General features: G+C 67.1%; 15 protein-coding genes. 3 read left to right on the forward strand and 12 right to left on the reverse strand.

Annotated elements, in window-relative coordinates:
- Positions 1-97: 97 nt before the first annotated feature.
- The 8 genes from G370_RS0111200 to G370_RS0111235 form a co-directional block, all read right to left on the reverse strand.
- On the reverse strand, positions 98-1,369 hold the full coding sequence (locus G370_RS0111200) for a septal ring lytic transglycosylase RlpA family protein (protein WP_019660679.1): 1,272 nt from the start codon (positions 1,367-1,369) through the stop codon (positions 98-100).
- Positions 1,366-2,511: a lytic murein transglycosylase B gene (gene mltB / locus G370_RS0111205; RefSeq protein WP_019660680.1), complete on the reverse strand. Its 1,146-nt coding sequence runs from the start codon at positions 2,509-2,511 to the stop codon at positions 1,366-1,368. Before mltB ends, G370_RS0111200 begins: the two co-directional genes overlap by 4 nt.
- A 938-nt stretch (positions 2,512-3,449) precedes the next feature.
- Positions 3,450-4,544: a rod shape-determining protein RodA gene (rodA, locus tag G370_RS0111210; protein WP_026347091.1), complete on the reverse strand. Its 1,095-nt coding sequence runs from the start codon at positions 4,542-4,544 to the stop codon at positions 3,450-3,452.
- Positions 4,545-4,692: 148 nt separating this feature from the next.
- On the reverse strand, positions 4,693-5,805 hold the full coding sequence (gene rodA, locus G370_RS0111215; RefSeq protein WP_019660682.1) for a rod shape-determining protein RodA: 1,113 nt from the start codon (positions 5,803-5,805) through the stop codon (positions 4,693-4,695).
- Positions 5,802-7,874 (reverse strand): penicillin-binding protein 2, encoded by a 2,073-nt coding sequence (gene mrdA, locus G370_RS0111220; RefSeq protein WP_019660683.1) that lies wholly within the window; start codon positions 7,872-7,874, stop codon positions 5,802-5,804. Before mrdA ends, rodA (G370_RS0111215) begins: the two co-directional genes overlap by 4 nt.
- Before the next feature lie 3 nt (positions 7,875-7,877).
- Positions 7,878-8,363, reverse strand: a complete 486-nt coding sequence (mreD, locus tag G370_RS0111225; protein ID WP_019660684.1) for a rod shape-determining protein MreD — start codon at positions 8,361-8,363, stop codon at positions 7,878-7,880.
- On the reverse strand, positions 8,360-9,457 hold the full coding sequence (gene mreC / locus G370_RS0111230) for a rod shape-determining protein MreC (RefSeq protein ID WP_019660685.1): 1,098 nt from the start codon (positions 9,455-9,457) through the stop codon (positions 8,360-8,362). The genes mreD and mreC overlap by 4 nt, the downstream gene beginning before the upstream one ends.
- 121 nt (positions 9,458-9,578) lie before the next feature.
- Positions 9,579-10,625, reverse strand: coding sequence for a rod shape-determining protein (locus G370_RS0111235; RefSeq protein ID WP_005419402.1), 1,047 nt, complete (start codon positions 10,623-10,625; stop codon positions 9,579-9,581).
- A 283-nt stretch (positions 10,626-10,908) separates the two neighbouring features.
- Here G370_RS0111235 and G370_RS0111240 point away from each other — a divergent pair, with 283 nt between their 5' ends.
- Positions 10,909-11,847, forward strand: coding sequence for a carbohydrate kinase family protein (locus tag G370_RS0111240; protein WP_019660686.1), 939 nt, complete (start codon positions 10,909-10,911; stop codon positions 11,845-11,847).
- A gap of 220 nt (positions 11,848-12,067) precedes the next feature.
- On the opposite strand, the gene G370_RS0111250 is transcribed toward G370_RS0111240, so the two are convergent.
- The 4 genes from G370_RS0111250 to ubiE form a co-directional block, all read right to left on the reverse strand.
- On the reverse strand, positions 12,068-12,700 hold the full coding sequence (locus G370_RS0111250) for an HAD family hydrolase (RefSeq protein ID WP_019660688.1): 633 nt from the start codon (positions 12,698-12,700) through the stop codon (positions 12,068-12,070).
- Positions 12,688-13,419 carry a hypothetical protein gene (locus G370_RS0111255; RefSeq protein WP_019337678.1) on the reverse strand — a complete coding sequence of 244 codons (732 nt, stop codon included), beginning with the start codon at positions 13,417-13,419 and terminating at the stop codon, positions 12,688-12,690. Before G370_RS0111255 ends, G370_RS0111250 begins: the two co-directional genes overlap by 13 nt.
- Positions 13,420-13,546: 127 nt before the next feature.
- The gene (locus G370_RS0111260) at positions 13,547-15,475 is read right to left on the reverse strand and encodes a M1 family metallopeptidase (RefSeq protein WP_019660689.1); all 1,929 of its coding nucleotides are present in this window, start codon (positions 15,473-15,475) and stop codon (positions 13,547-13,549) included.
- A gap of 183 nt (positions 15,476-15,658) precedes the next feature.
- Positions 15,659-16,420: a bifunctional demethylmenaquinone methyltransferase/2-methoxy-6-polyprenyl-1,4-benzoquinol methylase UbiE gene (ubiE, locus tag G370_RS0111265; RefSeq protein WP_019660690.1), complete on the reverse strand. Its 762-nt coding sequence runs from the start codon at positions 16,418-16,420 to the stop codon at positions 15,659-15,661.
- 80 nt (positions 16,421-16,500) lie between these two features.
- Between ubiE and G370_RS0111270 the strand changes: the two genes are divergently transcribed.
- Both G370_RS0111270 and G370_RS0111275 read left to right on the forward strand, forming a co-directional pair.
- Positions 16,501-16,953, forward strand: coding sequence for a nucleoside deaminase (locus G370_RS0111270; RefSeq protein WP_005419409.1), 453 nt, complete (start codon positions 16,501-16,503; stop codon positions 16,951-16,953).
- A 198-nt stretch (positions 16,954-17,151) separates the two neighbouring features.
- Positions 17,152-17,412: a hypothetical protein gene (locus G370_RS0111275; RefSeq protein WP_019660691.1), complete on the forward strand. Its 261-nt coding sequence runs from the start codon at positions 17,152-17,154 to the stop codon at positions 17,410-17,412.
- Positions 17,413-17,471 lie beyond the last annotated feature (59 nt).

The following is a 17,471-nucleotide window of genomic DNA, read 5'->3' on the forward strand; positions in this document are numbered from 1 at the left end:
ACAGCAGGCTCCAGGGGACGGCCAGGAATGGAGGGTGGAACGAAGCGGCCATTGTAAGGCCGGGCGAGCCTGGGCCGGCAGCACCAGCCCAGGCGGGTCAATCCTTGACGATCTGCGGCGAACCCAAGCCCAGACCGGCGATGCGGCCGACAAGTTCCGCGGCACTGGCATGGTCGCTGGCGGGAACGCGCAGCCGGAACAGGGTGCGGCCACCGGCGGCGATGTCGCTGATGGTCGCGCCGACAATGCCGGCCGCGTTGAGCTGGCCCATCGCGCGGTTGGCATTGTCGCGGCTGGAGAAGCTGGCGACCTGCACCATCACCGCGCCGACCACCTGCTGCGACAGGCTGGGGGCTGCTGCGGTGGCGGGCACCGTACGCACTGCGGCCGGCGCGACCGTGCGCGGCGCGGCGCTGGCGACTGCAACCGGCGCCATTGTGGGGCTGCGCACCGGCGGTGCGCTCGGCGGCAGGCTGCTGACCGCCACGTCCGGCACCGCGCTGGCCACGCCCTGTGTGGTGGCCGGCTGGCCACGCGCAGGCGTGGCGTCGGCCGGAAGGCGCTTGACCAGGCGATCGATGTCGCTGTCGGCGGTGGCACGCGCAGCCGTTACCGGGCGCGTACTGGCCGCCGCGACAGCCGTTTCGGCGGCACGGCGCTCGCGGCGCGACGGCTTCTGCGCTAGCAGGTTGCCCTCGCCCGGCTGCAACGCGCGCACCTCCACATTGCCGGTACCGCGCTGGGTGATGCCCAGCCGCACTGCGGCGGCATAACTGAGGTCGACCACACGGCCATCATGGAACGGGCCACGGTCGTTGACGCGCACAATCACCGACTCGCCGTTGTCCAGGTTGGTCACACGGGCGAAGCTGGGCAGCGGCAGCGTCTTGTGCGCGGCGGTGAACTGGTACATGTCGTAGACCTCGCGGTTGGAGGTCAGGCGGCCGTGGAACTTGGCGCCGTAGTACGACGCGGTACCGCGCTCGACATAGTTGCGGGTGTCGTCGAGCACCTTGTACGACTTGCCCAGCACCACGTACGGCGACTTGTTGCCGATGGCCGAACGCTCTTCGGCGGTCACTTCCGGCTCGGGAATGCAGGCGACGTTGGGAATGTAGTCCGGGGTGCTGTCGCGCACGCCTGGCTTGTACAGCCCCCCGGCGGTGTAGTTGCCGCGCGTGTTCGGGTCTTCCTTGGCCGCGGCATAGGGCGAGCCTTCCGGGCAATGCGCCGGGCGCGAGCCCCGACCCTGCACCACCGTGCCGCTGGGCTTGCCACCGTGGCCGGCCGTGGCCGGCTTCTTCGGCGCACTGCTGCAGGCAGCCAGCGCGAGGACGATCAAGCTCGGGACCAGCCATCTGATGTTCATGCCGGGGGCAGCTCCTGTCCGGCGATGGCCTGCGACAACTGGAACACGGCCATCGCGTACATCTTCGAGAGGTTGTAGCGGGTGATCGCGTAGTAGTTCTGGAAGCCCAGCCAGTACTGCTTGCCGGTGCTGCCCTCAAGCGTGATCGGCGTTGCGGTGGCGCCCGGCTGCACCGCAGCGCTGGGCTGGTAGCCGCGCTGGGCCAGGTCGGCCAGCGACCAGGTCGGCATCCATTCGGTCGGGTTGAACTCCTCGCGACCCGGCGCCAGCGTGGCCGGTACGGCCACCTGGCCACCACGGACCCAGCCGCCCTTCTTCACGAAATAATTGGCGATGGACGAGAACACATCGTCGTAGCTGGTGAACAGGTCGCGACGGCCATCGCCATTACCGTCCACGGCGTAATCGAGATAGCTGGACGGCATGAACTGGCCCATGCCCATCGCACCGGCATAGCTGCCCTTGAGCGTGGTGATGTCCAGCTTTTCCTCACGGCCCAGCTCGAACAGCTTGGCCAGCTCATCGCGGAAGAACAGCTCGCGGCGCACTTCGCGTTCCAGCTTGGCCGGGTCGCCACTGCGCGGGTAGTAGAACGCCAGCGTGTACAGCGCATCGAGCACGCGGTGGTTGCCGGCATTTTTCCCGTAACTGGTCTCCACGCCGATGATCGCCACGATCACCTCGGCCGGCACGCCGGTGCGCTGCTGCACGCGATCCAGTTCGACACGATGCTGGGCCAGGAACGCGCGGCCGCCATCGATGCGTGCCTTGCTGATGAACATCGGCCGGTATTCGTTCCACGGTTTGACCCGTTCGGCCGGACGCGACATGGCGGCGATGATCGGCTGGCGCACCTGCGCCTGGTCGAGCACGCTGCTGATCTGCTCCGGCCTCAGGCCATAGCGCTTGGCGGTATCGGCAATGAAGCGGGCCCGTGCAACCTCGAACGGCACCGGGGTGAGATCGACCGGCGGTGCGGTGGCGGCAGCGGCTTCAGGCGCGGCCTCGGCCGGACCATGGGCCTTGGCGGACGGCTGGCGCGGCGTGCTGCTGGCCTGCGGCGAAGACGGTGGGGACTTCGGCTGGGTCGCGCAGGCGACCAGGCCGAGGGTGAGCATGCAGGCCAGAGTGCGTCGAATCATCGTCGCAGGTTAGCAGGTCATGGATGAATTAAAACCCCTAACACCATGAATCACAACGATTTGCCCCCGTTCAGCGGGAAATGTGAAGACGTCGTGATCGGGCTTCCCCATTCAGATAGAGGTGGCCGGTTGCGTCCCCATCCCCGCAGACGCAACCGGCGACCGGATCCGGTCGGTACCTGCGCGGCTGCCGCTCCCCAGTGACAGTTCCCCGCGCTCCCTGTACCCGTTGGATCAGTACTGCTCCCGCCCGACGCCCCCTCGCGCTGCATCGATTGACGGCGCGCCGTGCCGAACGGGCCGCCATTGTGCAGGCCGATTACGACAAGTCCATTGATCAAGATCAACGCGGCGTAAAAATGTGAACCAGCTAACGTTTTTTGCGGACTTTGGTCAGCGGGTGTGCTGTCGTGCAGCGTTGTGAGAACGCTTCCATAACCGGCGTTGCGCAGAGTCAGGAAGTTTCCAGCCGTCGGCTCAGCCCCTCGTGGGTGGTGTCTGGGTGGTCGCGGAAAGGAGAAGCCGCGGGTGGGCCGGTCGGGTTGGGTGCGCGGGGGACGCCGTGAATCCGTCCCTGGAGGCTTGGCAGCCGCATCCATGCGGCTGACACCCCCGCGTACCCAACCCGACCGGCCTCTGACAGATTTCGGAGGTCTGCCACCCACGGAGAAGAAAAAGAAGATCAAAAGATCGCGACGCTGCGCTTGCTCGTGACCCGAGCATGGATCGGCTCTACACAAGGCAATGAAGCGACCCGCCAGGCCGACCTGTCCGTGGCCGGGTAGATGGGCTGCGCAGGGGCGTGAGCCGCATGGATGCGGCGACCGAGCTTACATGGATGTACTTGCAGCGTCCCCTGCGCGGCCCATCTACCCGGCCCCACCCATGAACTGCTTTGCGCGGTCATCCACGAGGGGCTGCGCCGTTGGCTGGAAACCCTATCCCCCGTGCACGGGTCGGTGCCCGCGCACCGCCATCACCAGCCCGATACCCGCCAGCAGCGACACCGCCGAGGTACCGCCATAACTGATCAACGGCATCGGAATGCCCACCACCGGCAGCAGGCCGGAAATCATCCCGCCGTTCACCAGTACGTACACGAAGAACGCCAACCCCAGGCTGCCGGCCAGCAACCTTGCGTGCGTGTCGCGGGCGTGCACCGCGATCCACAGGCAGCGGCCGACCACGAACAGGTACAGCGCAAACACGGTGGCCACGCCGATCCAGCCGAACTCTTCGGCCAGCACCGAGAACGCGAAGTCCGTGGTGTACTCAGGCAGGAAGTCCAGCGTGGCCTGGGTGCCCTGCCCCCAGCCACGACCCTGCCAGCCACCGGAACCGATCGCGATGCGTGACTGCAGGATGTTCCAGCCGGTGCCGAGCGGGTCTGCCGCCGGATCGAGGAAGGTCAGCACGCGATCCTTCTGGTACTGACGCAACAGACCGAACCATGCCAGGGGTGCGGCCACCGCAAGCCCTGTTGCCCCGGTCGCCACCCATCCCCAGTGCAGGCCCGCCAGCAACAAGGCGAACACGCCGCTGGCGGTGACCAGCGTTGCGGTACCGAGGTTGGGCTGCATCAGGATCAGTACTGCAGGCATGCCGATCAGCACCGCAGCCGTCAGTACCGTGCGTGGCGACGGCGGCAGCGGTTGGCGATGCAGGTACCAGGCCATCATCAGCGGCAGGCTGAGCTTGAGCAGTTCGGACGGTTGCAGGTAGAACACGCCGAGGTTGAGCCAGCGCTGCCCGTATTTGCCGGTGCCGACCACGTAGACCGCCATCAGCGGCAGCATCGACAACGCATACAACGCTGGTGTCCACGCCCGCAGGCGCAGCAGCGAAACACGCGACAGCAGCCACATCGCCACCAGGCCACCGGCAAAGCGCGCCGCCTGCCCGGCCACGGGGCCGGACACGCTGTGCAGCACCGCCAGGCCGACGCCCATCAGGATCAACAACGCAACCAGCAACGGCAGATCGATCGTGCGCACCGCCTCACGGCAGCCGCCAAGCAGTCGTTTCCATTCCACACGGCCACGGTAGCAATGCGTGCTTGCGTGAAGCTGTCAGCGCGGTGCCGCATTTGTAGAGTCGAGCCATGCCCGACTGCCTTTCATACAGCAGAAGCAGCCGAGCATGGCTCGGCTCTACAAGAATCAGGAGCAGGAAGCGCGGCGGCTAGCCGTAGCCGCCGTGCACCGGGTTGTGGCTGCGCACCGCCATCACCAGGCCGAAGCCGGCCAGCAGTGACACCGCCGAGGTACCGCCGTAACTGATCAGCGGCATCGGCACGCCCACCACCGGCAGCAGGCCGGAAATCATCCCGCCGTTGACCAGTACGTAGACGAAGAATGCCAGTCCGGTGGCCCCGGCAAGCAGGCGCGAATAGGAATCGCGCGATTGGCTGGCAATCCACAGGCAACGCCCGATCACCAGCAGGTACAGCGCCAGCACGGTGGCCACGCCGATCCAGCCGAATTCCTCGCTCAGCACCGAGAACGCGAAGTCGGTGGTCTGCTCGGGAATGAAGTTCAGGTGCGACTGCGAGCCCTCGCCCCAGCCCTTGCCATCGAAGCCCCCGGAACCGATCGCGATCTTCGACTGGATGATGTTCCAGCCGGCGCCAAGCGCGTCCATTTCCGGGTCCAGGAACATCATGATGCGGTCCTTCTGGTACGGCCGCAGCAGCCAGAACCAGGCCACCGGCGCGACCGCGGCCACGCCGCCTACGCCCAGCCCGACCCACCACCACGGCAGGCCTGCCAGCAGCAGCACGAACACGCCACTGGCGGCGATCAGCACACCGGTGCCGAAGTCCGGCTGCAGCATCACCAGGCCGGTCGGTACGCCGATGATGACCAAGGCCACGAGCACGGTATTGAAGCGCGGTGGCAGCGGCATCCTGTGCAGGTACCAGGCCACCATCATCGGCAGGCTCACCTTCAGCAGCTCGGCCGGCTGCAGGTAGAAGAACTTCAGGTCCAGCCACTGCCGGCCATACTTGCCGGTGCCGAGCACGAACACCGCCAGCAACGGAATCATCGAGATCGCATAGATCATCGGCGTGGCCGAGCGGATGCGCAGGATAGGCACGCGCGAGATGCCCCACAGCGCCGCCATGCCCACCGCGAAGCGCGCGCCCTGGGCCATCACCAGGCTGTCGCCTCCGGCACTCTTCAGGGTCGCCAGGCCGATCACCATCAGCGCGCCGAGGGCCAGGCACAGCACCCAGTCCAGCGTACTGAAGAAGCGGCGCAGCATGTCGCCGGCCCAACGCAGGAACACTCTCATCGTGCGGGCTCCGCAGGGGTCAGCCGTGGCGTGGCCGGCAACGCGGCGGCCTGCGCATCCGGCTGCGGCGCGGGTGCAGGCGCCGGTGCAGGCACGCCGATCAGCACCGGATGTTCTCCCACCTGTGCAGCGGCAAGGTCGCCGGCCTGGCGCGCGCTCGCGTCTTCGTTGTCGAACGCGGTGGCGCCGATGGCAGTGGTGCCGCGCTCGCTGTCCAGCGGCTGCATGCCTTCGGGCATCTTGCCCAGCAGGTAGGCATCGAACACCTTGCGGGCGATCGGCGCCGCGGCTGAACCACCGTAGCCACCGCCTTCCACCGCCACCGCAATCGCGATCACCGGGTTTTCGACCGGCGCGAAGCCAACGAACAGCGCGCGGTGGCGCAGGTGCATCGGCAGGCTCTTCGGGTTCACTGCAGCAGTGCCCTTGCGGCTGATGACCTGTGCGGTACCGGTCTTGCCGGCCATCACGTACGGCGCACCCACCGCCACGCGCCAGCCGCTGCCGCCGGGCCGCATGGTCGCCATCATGCCCTCGCGCACGGCCTGCACGTTGTTGGGGTTGGGGCTGATCGGCTTGCTTTCGCCGGCCGGCATTGCCGTCCAGTCGCTGTCGAATCCTTCGCGCTGCTGGATCACCAGGTGCGGGGTGCGCAGCTGGCCGTCGGCCAGCGCGCTGACGCCGCGCGCCAGCTGCAGCGGGGTGACCTTCCAGTCGCCCTGGCCGATGCTGATGTTGACCGTGTCGCCCGGGAACCAGGCTTCCTTGCGGGTCTTCCGCTTGTAGGCCGGCGACGGCAGGATGCCGCCGATTTCGCCGGTGAGGTCGATGCCGGTCGGCTGGCCGAAGCCGTAGTACTCCATGTAATGGTCGAAGCGCTCGATGCCCAGGTCCAGCGCCAGCTTGTAGTAATAGGTATTGACCGATTCGGCGATCGACTTGCGCAGGTCGGTCCAGCCGTGGCCGCCGCGATGCGCATCACCCCAGCCACGTGAAGTGCCGGGCAGGTAGAACATGCCGGTGGACAGCACCTTGTCTTCCGGGCGGCGCACGCCCGAATCCAGGCCGGCCAGGCCGATCAGGGGTTTCAGCGTGGAACCGGGGGCGACGCCACCGAGCACCAGGCGGTTGAACTGCGGCCGCGACGGGTTTTCGTTCAATGCCTTGAAGTCGGCATGGGAAATGCCGTTGACGAACAGGTTGGGGTCGTAGGACGGCAGGCTGACCATCGCCAGCACTTCGCCGGTACGCGGGTCCATCGCCACCGCCGAGCCTTCCTGGTCGCCGAAGGCAGCCACCATCGCGCGCTGCAGGTCGGCGTCGATCGACAGCCGCAGGTCCGCACCGGACTGCGCGGCCACCCGGCCGATGGTGCGGATCGCGCGGCCCTGCACGTTGGTCTCGACCTGTTCATAGCCGACCCGGCCACGCAGCTGCTGCTCGTAATAGCGCTCCAGGCCGGATTTGCCGATGTGGGTCAGCGCGGCATTACCTTCGCCGAGGATTTCCAGATCCTTGTCATCGACGCGACCGACGTAGCCGATGATGTGCGCGAACAGATCGCCATACGGGTAGCGCCGGGTCAGGTAGGGTTCCAGCTCGACCCCCGGGAAACGCCAGCGGTCGACGGCAAAGCGCGCCATCTCCTCGTCGCTCATGCGCAGCTTCAGCGTGACCGGCAGGAACTTGCGGCGCGCCTTGCGCGACTTGTTGAACGCTTCCAGCTCTTCCGGGCTGATGTTGATGATCTTCGCCAGCCCTTCCAGGGTGGCGTCCATGTCCTTGACCTTGTCCGGGGTCACGTCCAGGCGGAACGCCGGCACGTTCTCGGCCAGCAGGCGGCCATTGCGGTCGTAGATCATGCCGCGCCCGGGCACCACCGGCCGCGGCTTGATGCGGTTGGCTTCCGAGCGCGTGGCATAGACGTCGTGGTCAAGCACCTGCAGCTTGAAGTACCAGCCGCCCAGCCCCAGCAGGCAGACCAGCACGCCCAGGAAACCGAGCGCCGCGCGACGGCGGAACTGCTCGGCTTCGGCGTGTGGATTCTTGACCTGGCGGCGCGGAATCATGGCTCAGCGCCCGCGCTTGCCGAAGCGCACCGCGTCCAGCAGCACGAACACCAGCGGCCACAGGCCCATGCCCAGCAGCGGGGCCCACCAGTACGACCACGGCAGGGTCGGTTCGCCCACCAGGATGTGCACCAGTGCGCTGACGATGCGGTCGTTGAACAGCAGGCCGCCGATGGCCAGCATCTGCTGCGACATCGGGAAGAAGCGGATGCGCGCGCGGAAGCGCTGCAGGATGAAAGCCAGCATCACCAGCCGCAGTGCCTGCTCGCCGAGGACACCGCCGTACAGCAGGTCGGCGATGACGCCGCTGGCGAAGGCGATGCCCAGGCCGACGCGCTCGGGCGCTTCGATGACCCAGTACGCCAGCACCAGCGCCAGCCAGTACGGGCGCAGCGGCTGCAGCAGCGCCGGCAACGGCAGCAGGCCCAGCAGCAGCGCCACCACCAGGCTGGCCGGCAGCACCCATGGCTTGTCGCGCAGGCGGCTCATCGCTGCGCCTCCGGCGTGGTCGGTTGCCGGCCAGCGGCCGGCACTACCGGAGCAGCAGGATCAGGGGAGGATGCGGGGGCAACAGACCTCGTTTGCGACGAGGGCTGTTGCCGGCCAGCGGCCGGCACTACCGGGGCGCTGACCGGAGCTGGCGTCGTTGCCGCTGGCGCGGTTCCCATGGGCACGGTGGCGCCGGTGGCCGGGCCACCCGGGGCGGTTTCTTCCAGCTGCAGGCGCAGCTCCGGCGGAATGCGGATCGCCGCGCCCGGGCGCAGCAGCAGCACGTCGCGGCCGCGGTCGAGCTGCGCCGCCGGCTTCAGTTCGCCGACCAGGAACGCATGGGTGTCGTCCGGTCGCAGGCCGGTGATGGTGCCGACCGGGAAGCCGGCCGGGAAACGACCGCCAAGACCGGAGGTGACGATCTCATCGCCCACTTCCACCCCGGCGCTGAGCGGAATATCGCGCAGTTCCAGCGTGTCGCCGCGGCCATAGACGATCAGGCGAACGCCGTTGCGGGCCACGGTGACCGGCACGGCATGGTCAGGGTCGGTCAGCAACAGCACGGTAGAGGTGCCGCCGGTGACGCTGATCACCTGGCCCATCAGGCCGCCGGCGTCGATCACCGCCTGGCCGACATGCACGCCCTCGCGGCTGCCGGCATCGAGTACCAGGCGCTGTTTGACCGGGTCCAGGTCGATGTCCAGGATCGGCGCCAGCTGCACGTCCAGGCCACTGCGCTCGGCCACGTTCAGCAGTTCGCGCAGCTGGGCATTGTCCAGTGCGGCGGTCTGCAGGCGGGTCAGGCGCGCGTTGGCCAGCAGCAGCTGGTTGCGCAGTTCGCGGTTCTCGGCGACCAGCTGGCTGTGGCTGGCGGCAGAATCCTTGACCTGGTTGCCGAGCTTGCCGGGCAGGCCGGCCAGTGCCCAGACCGGCTGCACCAGGCTGTTGGCCTGCTCGCGCAGGCGCGCCAGCCAGCCGGCCTGGTCATCGAGCACGATCAGCGTGATGGCCAACGCGAGATAGGCCAGCAACCGCAGGGGGCTGGCGGCATCACCGGATCGGGAGGCGACGGGAGGACCGGCGTAGGGCGGCACGGCAACGATTCAACTGGCAGAAGGCGGAAGGGAAACACGCGGGCGCCCCGCCGGTGCCGGCCCGCCATCACGGCGGGCCGCACCCCGGAAGGGCGCGGCGGGCAGGAACGGCCGGGACGGCTTATTCCGGCGCAAAGAACTCGTTGCCGTGCATGTCCACCAGCTCCAGCGCACGACCGCCGCCGCGGGCCACGCAGGTCAGCGGATCGTCGGCCACCTGCACGTGCAGGCCGGTTTCCTCGGAGATCAGGCGGTCCAGGTCGCGCAGCAGGGCGCCGCCACCGGTCAGCACGATGCCGCGCTCGGCGACGTCGGCGCACAGTTCCGGCGGGGTCTGCTCCAGCGCCAGCTTCACCGCGCTGACGATGCCCGACAGCGGTTCGTGCAGGGCCTCGAGCACCTCGTTGGAGCTGATCTTGATCATCTTCGGCACGCCCTCGGCGAGGTTGCGGCCGGAGATTTCCATCTCGATCACTTCCGCCTGCGGGTAGGCGCAGCCCAGCTCGACCTTGATGCGCTCGGCGGTGGCTTCACCGATCAGCATGCCGTGGTTGCGGCGCACGTAGTTGGTGATGGACTCGTCGAAGCGGTCGCCGCCGATGCGGACCGAGGCCGAATAGACGATGCCGTTGAGCGAGATCACCGCCACTTCGGTGGTGCCGCCGCCGATGTCGATGACCATCGAGCCACGGGCTTCGGTGACCGGCATGCCGGCGCCGATCGCGGCGGCCATCGGCTCTTCGATCAGGAACACGTCACGGGCACCGGCTTCCTCGGCCGATTCCTTGATCGCGCGGCGCTCGACCTGGGTCGAACCGGCCGGCACGCAGACCAGCACGCGCGGGCTCGGGCGCAGCACGCGCGACTTGTGCACCTTCTTGATGAAGTGCTTGAGCATCGCCTCGGTGTAGGTGAAGTCGGCGATGACGCCGTCCTTCATCGGGCGGATGGTGGTGATGTGGCCCGGGGTACGGCCCAGCATCTGCTTGGCTTCGGCGCCTACGGCTGCCACCGAGCGGGTGCCACCGATGGCACGGTCCTGGCGCACGGCCACGACCGATGGCTCGTTCAGTACGATCCCCTGCCCGCGCACGTAGATGAGGGTGTTGGCCGTGCCCAGGTCGATGGACAGGTCGTTGGAGAACATGCCACGGAGTTTCTTGAACATCTGAGGAAGGAGTCCTGAGGGGTGTCGTGCCCGCCGCGGGATGGCGAAAAAATGGGCAGAAATCGAGGCCGACAAGCCTAGCAACCCGCCTGCCGCCGAGCAAGGAAAAAACTAGCTGAACCCGCGTCTTCACAGGCTTTCGGCCTGATCAGGTCTCACCCGGTTCTGGCCCTGAGCGGCACCAGCGGGTAACCTTTGCGCCGTCGGGCGCCCAAGGGCGCCGTTTGCTTGCCCGCTGAACCGGGCCGGCCCACCCCAAAATTCACCGCATAGGCTTACATCGATGTCCGCTCTGATCTGTGGTTCTCTTGCCTTCGACACCATCATGGTGTTCCCGGACCAGTTCAAGAATCACATCCTGCCGGACAAGGTGCACATCCTGAACGTGTCGTTCCTGGTCCCACGCATGCGCCGCGAGTTCGGCGGCTGCGCCGGCAACATCGCCTACAACCTGCACCTGCTGGGTGGCCAGCCGATCCCGATGGGCACGGTGGGATCGGACTTCGGCCCGTACCGCGAGTACTTCGAAGGCCTGGGCATCGACCTGTCGCGCGTGCGCGTGATCGATGAGCTGTTCACCCCGCAGGCGTTCATCACCACCGATCACGACAACAACCAGATCACCGCCTTCCACCCGGGCGCGATGATGCGTTCCTACGAGAACCACGTGCGTGGCGTGCCGGGCGTGACCCTGGGCCTGGTCGGCCCGGACGGCCGCGAAGGCATGATCCAGAACGCGCAGGAATTCCACGAGGACGGCATCCCGTTCATCTTCGACCCGGGCCAGGCCATGCCGCTGTTCAACGGCCCGGAGCTGCGCGCGTTCATCGATCAGGCCGACTACGTGGTGGTCAACGACTACGAGTCGAACCTGCTGCAGGAGCGCACCGGCTGGGACGAAAAGGAGATCGTCAGCCGGGTCAAGGCCTACATCACCACCCGTGGCCCGAAGGGTGCGGTCATCCACACCCCGGAAAAGAGCTACGACATCCCGCCGGCGCACGAGCGCCGCGTGGTCGACCCGACCGGCTGTGGCGACGCCTTCCGCGCCGGCCTGATCTACGGCATCCAGAAGGGCTACGACTGGCTGACCATCGGCCGCATGGGCAACCTGATGGGCGCGCTGAAGGTCGAACACCCGGGCACGCAGAACCAGCGCTTCACCTTCGATGAGTTCAACGAGCAGTTCAAGCAGCAATTTGGCTACGCGCTTAGCGCGTAACCAAATTGCTCGCGCATTCCACCTTATCCCCGCGCCTTCGGCGCGCCCCCTTGAACAACAAGGGGGCTTTCCAGCCGATGCGCTGCTGGGAATGCTGTTGGTAGGTGTCGACCTTGGTCGACACACTGTTTGATTCCTGTAGAGCCGAGCCATGCTCGGCTTGCGCGCGCCAGCGCGATCTGACCGGAGAGCAGCCGAGCGTGGGCTCGGCTCTACATCATCAGGCGCCCTGCCAGGCAGCCAACAAGGCGCGGCAATCGGCGAAATGCCAGTCGGCACGGCCCGGCCACGGATTTTCCGGCAGATTGACCAGCACGGTGTGCGTGCCTGCGGCACGGCCGCACTCCAGGTCATAGGCGTGGTCGCCGACCATCACCGCCTCCTCAGCCCCGGTCCCCCAGCGCCGCAGATGCTGCCGCAGTCCATCCGGCGAGGGCTTGGGCACCGCCTCATCGCGGCCGATGATGTCGGCGTCATCGAACAACGCCCCGACCCCGATCGCCTCCAGCGTCAGCTTCGCCAATGCATGATCGTTGCGGGTCAGGATGCCCAGCCGGCAGCCCGCCGCCGACAGTGCGCGCAGCAGCTTCACCGCACCCGGTGCCGGCAGTGCATCCTGGGCCAGCGCGCGCTCATGATCCAGCAGCCACGCGCGCTTGGCCTGCGCCGGTGCGTCCGGCAAGGCCGCAATATGGTCAAGGATGTCTTCCTCGGCGGCAATCTGCAGCGCGCGGCGGATCGCGGCGAAATCATGCACGGCGACGGTCAGCGTGCCATCCAGGTCGAACACCCAGTGCCGGATCGCGGACAACGCGTGCACTGCGCTGCCCGCCGCAACCCTTACTGCCACCACTGCGGCATGCGGCTGGCGTCGACGCCACCGGTTTCGAACACAGCGGTGCGGGTGCCACCGGCCTTGACCGGGAACTCGATGCTGATCGATTTGCCCTTGCGCGCCAGCTTCCACAGCGCCTTCTGATCGGTGATGAACAGGGCGATGGCTTCATCGGTCTTCGGGCGCCACGCGGCCATGGAAATCGGCTTGCCGTCGTCCACGGTCACTTTCACCGTGCACTGCGGGCAACGGAAATCGCCGGCCTGCAGCACCAGGTACGCATGCCGCTTCCACTCCGGATGATCGCGGAACACCAGCTGCACCGGCTTGGCGCCGCTGCCATCCACGTCCACCCGTTCCTTGCTGTAGATCTGCGCCGAAACCTGGTTGCCCTTGTTGCCCACCGGGATCTGGTTGTACTGCCACAGCGCCTGCATGCGGCGCAGGTCGCGCGCGGCATCGCCCTTGGCCTTGACCTCGTCGAAGCCTGCGGCGATGCGCTCGGCGGCCGCGGTGTCCTTGTACTGGTCCAGCAGCGAGGCGCCGTGCAGGCGCGCGCGCTCCCAGTCCTGCGCGGCCACGGCCATGTCGTACTGCTTGGCCACGTCTTCGGCCTTGGCCTCCTTCTGCGCCTGCACGGCGGCTGCGGCGGCTTCCTGCGCCTTGCGTTCTTCCTCGGGGTTGCTGCAGGCGGCCAGCGCCAGCGTGCAGGCGGTGAGCAGGATCAGTCGTTTCATGGCGGAGGTCCTTTGCGAGTGCATCCCGATTCTATCGGCAGCGAAAAGCGGATACACCAACGGCGGGTTTCCCCGCCGTTGGTGGTGAAGCAGTGACCGGTTGCCGGCCAGCGGCCGGCACTACCGCTTACTTGGCTTCAGCCTTGGCCAGCATGTCCTGGACCGAGGCGGTGGTGATCGGGTGGTAGCCCGGCTTGGCCCTTTCGAAGGCCTGCTTGGCCAGCTCCAGCCCCTTCGGGGTCTTCACCAGTTCGGCGTAGATCGGCAGGATCAGCTTGCGACGGCCGACGCGCTCGATGAATGCCGCCGCGCCTTCATTGGCCTGCTCGTAGCCGCTGCGGATCGCCAGCGGGTACCAGCGCATGGCGATTTCGCCATTCGGGGTGCCGGTGAAGTGGAAGGCCTTGTCCAGCGTGGCCAGCTTGTCCAGCGGCTGGGTCGCGCCCAGGCCGTCGATGAAGCGCACCCATTCCTGGGTGCTCCAGTCGGCGATGACCTGGCTGCTGGGCACGGTGCCGGCGCTGGCAAAGGCGATGCGTGCGGTATCGACGCTGCTGAAGTTGCGCGACTGCGCCTTGGCCGCAAACGCCGGGATACCCGGCTCGTCCAGCCATGCCTTCAGTTCGGCCTCGGTCACTGCCGACGGATTCTTCGGCAGCAGGTTCTTCTTCATGTAGTCGACGAACTGGTCGGTGTTCGCGCTCTGGAAAGCATGGTCATCGAACCAGCCGCGCAGGAACGGATCGAAGGTCTCGCGGCCGAAGCGCTGCTCCAGGAACTCCAGGAACCATGCACCCTTGACGTAGGCGACCTGGCTGAGCGCTTCGTCGGGGTCGCGCTCGTTCAGCGGCGGCAGCGCCAGCGCCTGGTCGGCCGGGCTCATGTCCTTCACTTCGGCCAGCAGGTCGGTCTGGTCGATCTGCTTCTCCATCTCGGCCATCTCCTTGCCGTACAGGGCTTCGGTGATGCGGCCCTGGACGTAGGTAGTGAAGCCTTCATTGAGCCAGATGTCCTTCCAGCTGGCGTTGGTCACCAGGTTGCCCGACCAGCTGTGCGCCAGTTCATGGGCGACCAGCGAGACCAGCGACTTGTCGCCGACGATCACGGTCGGGGTGGCGAAGGTCAGGCGCGGGTTCTCCATGCCGCCGAACGGGAACGACGGCGGCAGCACCAGCATGTCGTAGCGGCCCCAGCGGTATTCGCCGTACAGCTTCTCGGCGGCACCGATCATCTTCTCGGTGTCCTCGAATTCCTTGGCGGCCTTGTTGACCATGGTCGGCTCGGCCCAGACGCCGGAGCGGCCGGAGATCGGCTCGAACACCAGGTCGCCGGCCGCGATGGCCAGCAGGTAGGACGGAATCGGCTGCGGCATCTTGAAGGTGTAGTCACCGTCACGCGCGGCCTTCGGATCGTTGTCGGCGCTCATCAGCACCATCACGTCCGGGCGCGAGACCACGTGCGCGCTGTAGGTGAAACGCACGCTCGGGGTGTCCTGCAGCGGCACCCACGAACGGGCGTGGATGGCCTGCGACTGGCTGAACATGAAGGGCAGCTTCTTGCCCTCGGTCATCGACGGTGCCAGCCACTGCAGGCCCGAGGCGGTCGGTGCGGTGTGGTAGGTCACTTCCACCTTGGCCGGCTGTTCCGGGGCCTCGATGGTCAGCTTGCTGCCGAACACCTTGTCGGCCGGGGCCAGTTCGAACTTCAGCGGGCTGCGCGCGCCGTCGGCGGCAACGGCCTCGACCTTGGACACGGTCAGCTCGCGGGTGTCGAGCACCAGTTGCCTGGCGTCCTTCTGTTTCCATTCCAGGGTGTAGGTGGCGGTACCGCCGATCTGCTTCTGGTCGAAGTCCAGCTTCAGATCCAGCGCGATGTCCTTGATGACGACCTTGTCCGGCTCGGCGTACGAGCTTTCGTCGTGGCTGCGGTTCTCGGCGTTCACGGGGGCGGCAGGGGCCTTTGCGGCAGTCGGGGCGGCGGCGGGCGCGGCCGCCTCCTGGGAGCAGCCGGCGGCCAGGGCCACGGCCAGCGGAAGGAGCATCAGCGGATTACGCATGAATCGGGACCGTTACGGGGATCAAACCCCAATGGTAACTCCCTCCGGCCGCGCAGGCGTTGCGCGGTGCGGGGTAATGGCGGCCCACAGCACCGGTAGTGCCGGCCGCTGGCCGGCATCCGCACGGACGATGACCGGGCACGGGGATGCCGGCCAGCGGTCGGCACTACCCGGACACCGGGCTTACAGCTTGTAGCCCGAGTGGATCGAGACGATGCCGCCGGTCAGGTTCTTGTAGTGGCAGCGCTCGAAGCCGGCCTGCGCCATCATCGCCTTCAGTTCGTCCTGCGGCGGGTGCTTGCGGATGCTCTCGGCCAAGTACTGGTAGCTGTCCGAATCGTTGGCGAACAGCTTGCCCAGCTTCGGCAGGATCTTGAACGAGTGGAAGTCGTAGATGGGCTTGAACCAGTCCGCGGTGACTTCGGAGAACTCCAGCACGCGGGCCTGGCCGCCCACTTTCAGCACGCGGTACATCTCGCGCAGGCCAGCGTCCTTGTCGGTCACGTTGCGCAGGCCGAAGGCAATGGTGACCAGATCGAAGCTGTTGTCCGGGAACGGCAGGGCTTCGGCGTTGCACTGCACGTAGTCCAGGCCGAGCACCAGGCCGCGGTTGGTCAGGCGGTCACGGCCGACCGACAGCATGCCGGCGTTGATGTCGCCCAGCACCACCGAGCCCTCGGCGCCGACGCGCTCCTTCAGCAGGGCGGCGATGTCGCCGGTGCCGCCGGCCAGGTCGAGCACGCGGTCGCCCGGCTTCACCTGCGCGGTCGCCACGTAGTAGCGCTTCCACGCCCGGTGCACGCCCAGGCTCATCAGGTCGTTCATCAGGTCGTAGTTGCGCGCGACCGAGGTGAACACCTGGCCGACCAGCTTCTGCTTGTCCTTGGCGGCGACGTCGCGGAACCCGAAATGGGTGGTACCGGCTTTGTAGGGGGATTCGCTCATGGCCCCGATTATCGCACCGCCGGGGGCCAGCGGCACCCCCTGCCCGTATCATGGCGGGCCACGACTTACCGGAGCCCCGCATGATCACCACGCCCGACTACCAGGCCCTGCTGCAGACCGCCATCGCCGAAGCCCGCCAAGGCCTGGCCGAGGGCGGCGTGCCGATCGGCGCGGCCCTGTACCACAACGACGGCCGCCTGCTTGGCTGCGGCCACAACCGCCGCGTGCAGGAAGGCGACCCGTCGGTGCACGGCGAGACCGATGCGTTCCGCAAGGCCGGCCGCCAGCGCCGTTACCAGGACACGATCATGGTCACCACCCTGGCACCGTGCTGGTACTGCTCTGGCCTGGTGCGCCAGTTCAACATCGGCACCGTGGTGGTGGGCGAATCGCGCACCTTCCAGGGCGGCATCGACTGGTTGCGGGAAAACGGCGTCAACGTGATCGACCTCGACAACCAGGAATGCGTCGACCTGCTCGGCGATTTCATCAGCCGCCATCCGGACATCTGGAACGAAGACATCGGTGAATGAGCCACACACCGTCATCCGTTGAACCCGTTTAATGAACGCTTCAGTGCCGCCACCTCTTAGTGCGGACAGCGTTTGCGGCCATTGAAGTGACCGCGCGCACAGTCAGCTGGACTGCGTGCACACACTGCGGTAACACCCCACCCGGCTGACACGCCTAGGGTGGGGTTACCGGGGCTCGTTTCCCCGGCGGAGCCAGCCATGTGCGCGCACGCCGTACGACTTACGCCCGACCCGATCCTCGAATCCATCCGCGAACGCCTGCAGCAGCACTTTGCGCTGCACCGGCGCAGTGCGTCGTTCTGGAGTGCCTACCAGGGCCTGCAGCTGGAACTGGTGCGCGGCCAGCCACGCGATCACGAGCGACTGTGCAACGCGATGGCCACCATGGCCGAGCAGATGGGGGCGGTCGAGCACGCGCAACTGATCAGCAATCGCCACACCGGCTCCACATCCCGCTGACGCGGCATGCACCGGCAGATACGCCACACTCCGATGAACCCCCACTCCCTTTCCACTCA

Origin of the sequence: Stenotrophomonas hibiscicola ATCC 19867, assembly GCF_000382065.1 — a bacterium.
Lineage (GTDB): Bacteria > Pseudomonadota > Gammaproteobacteria > Xanthomonadales > Xanthomonadaceae > Stenotrophomonas > Stenotrophomonas hibiscicola.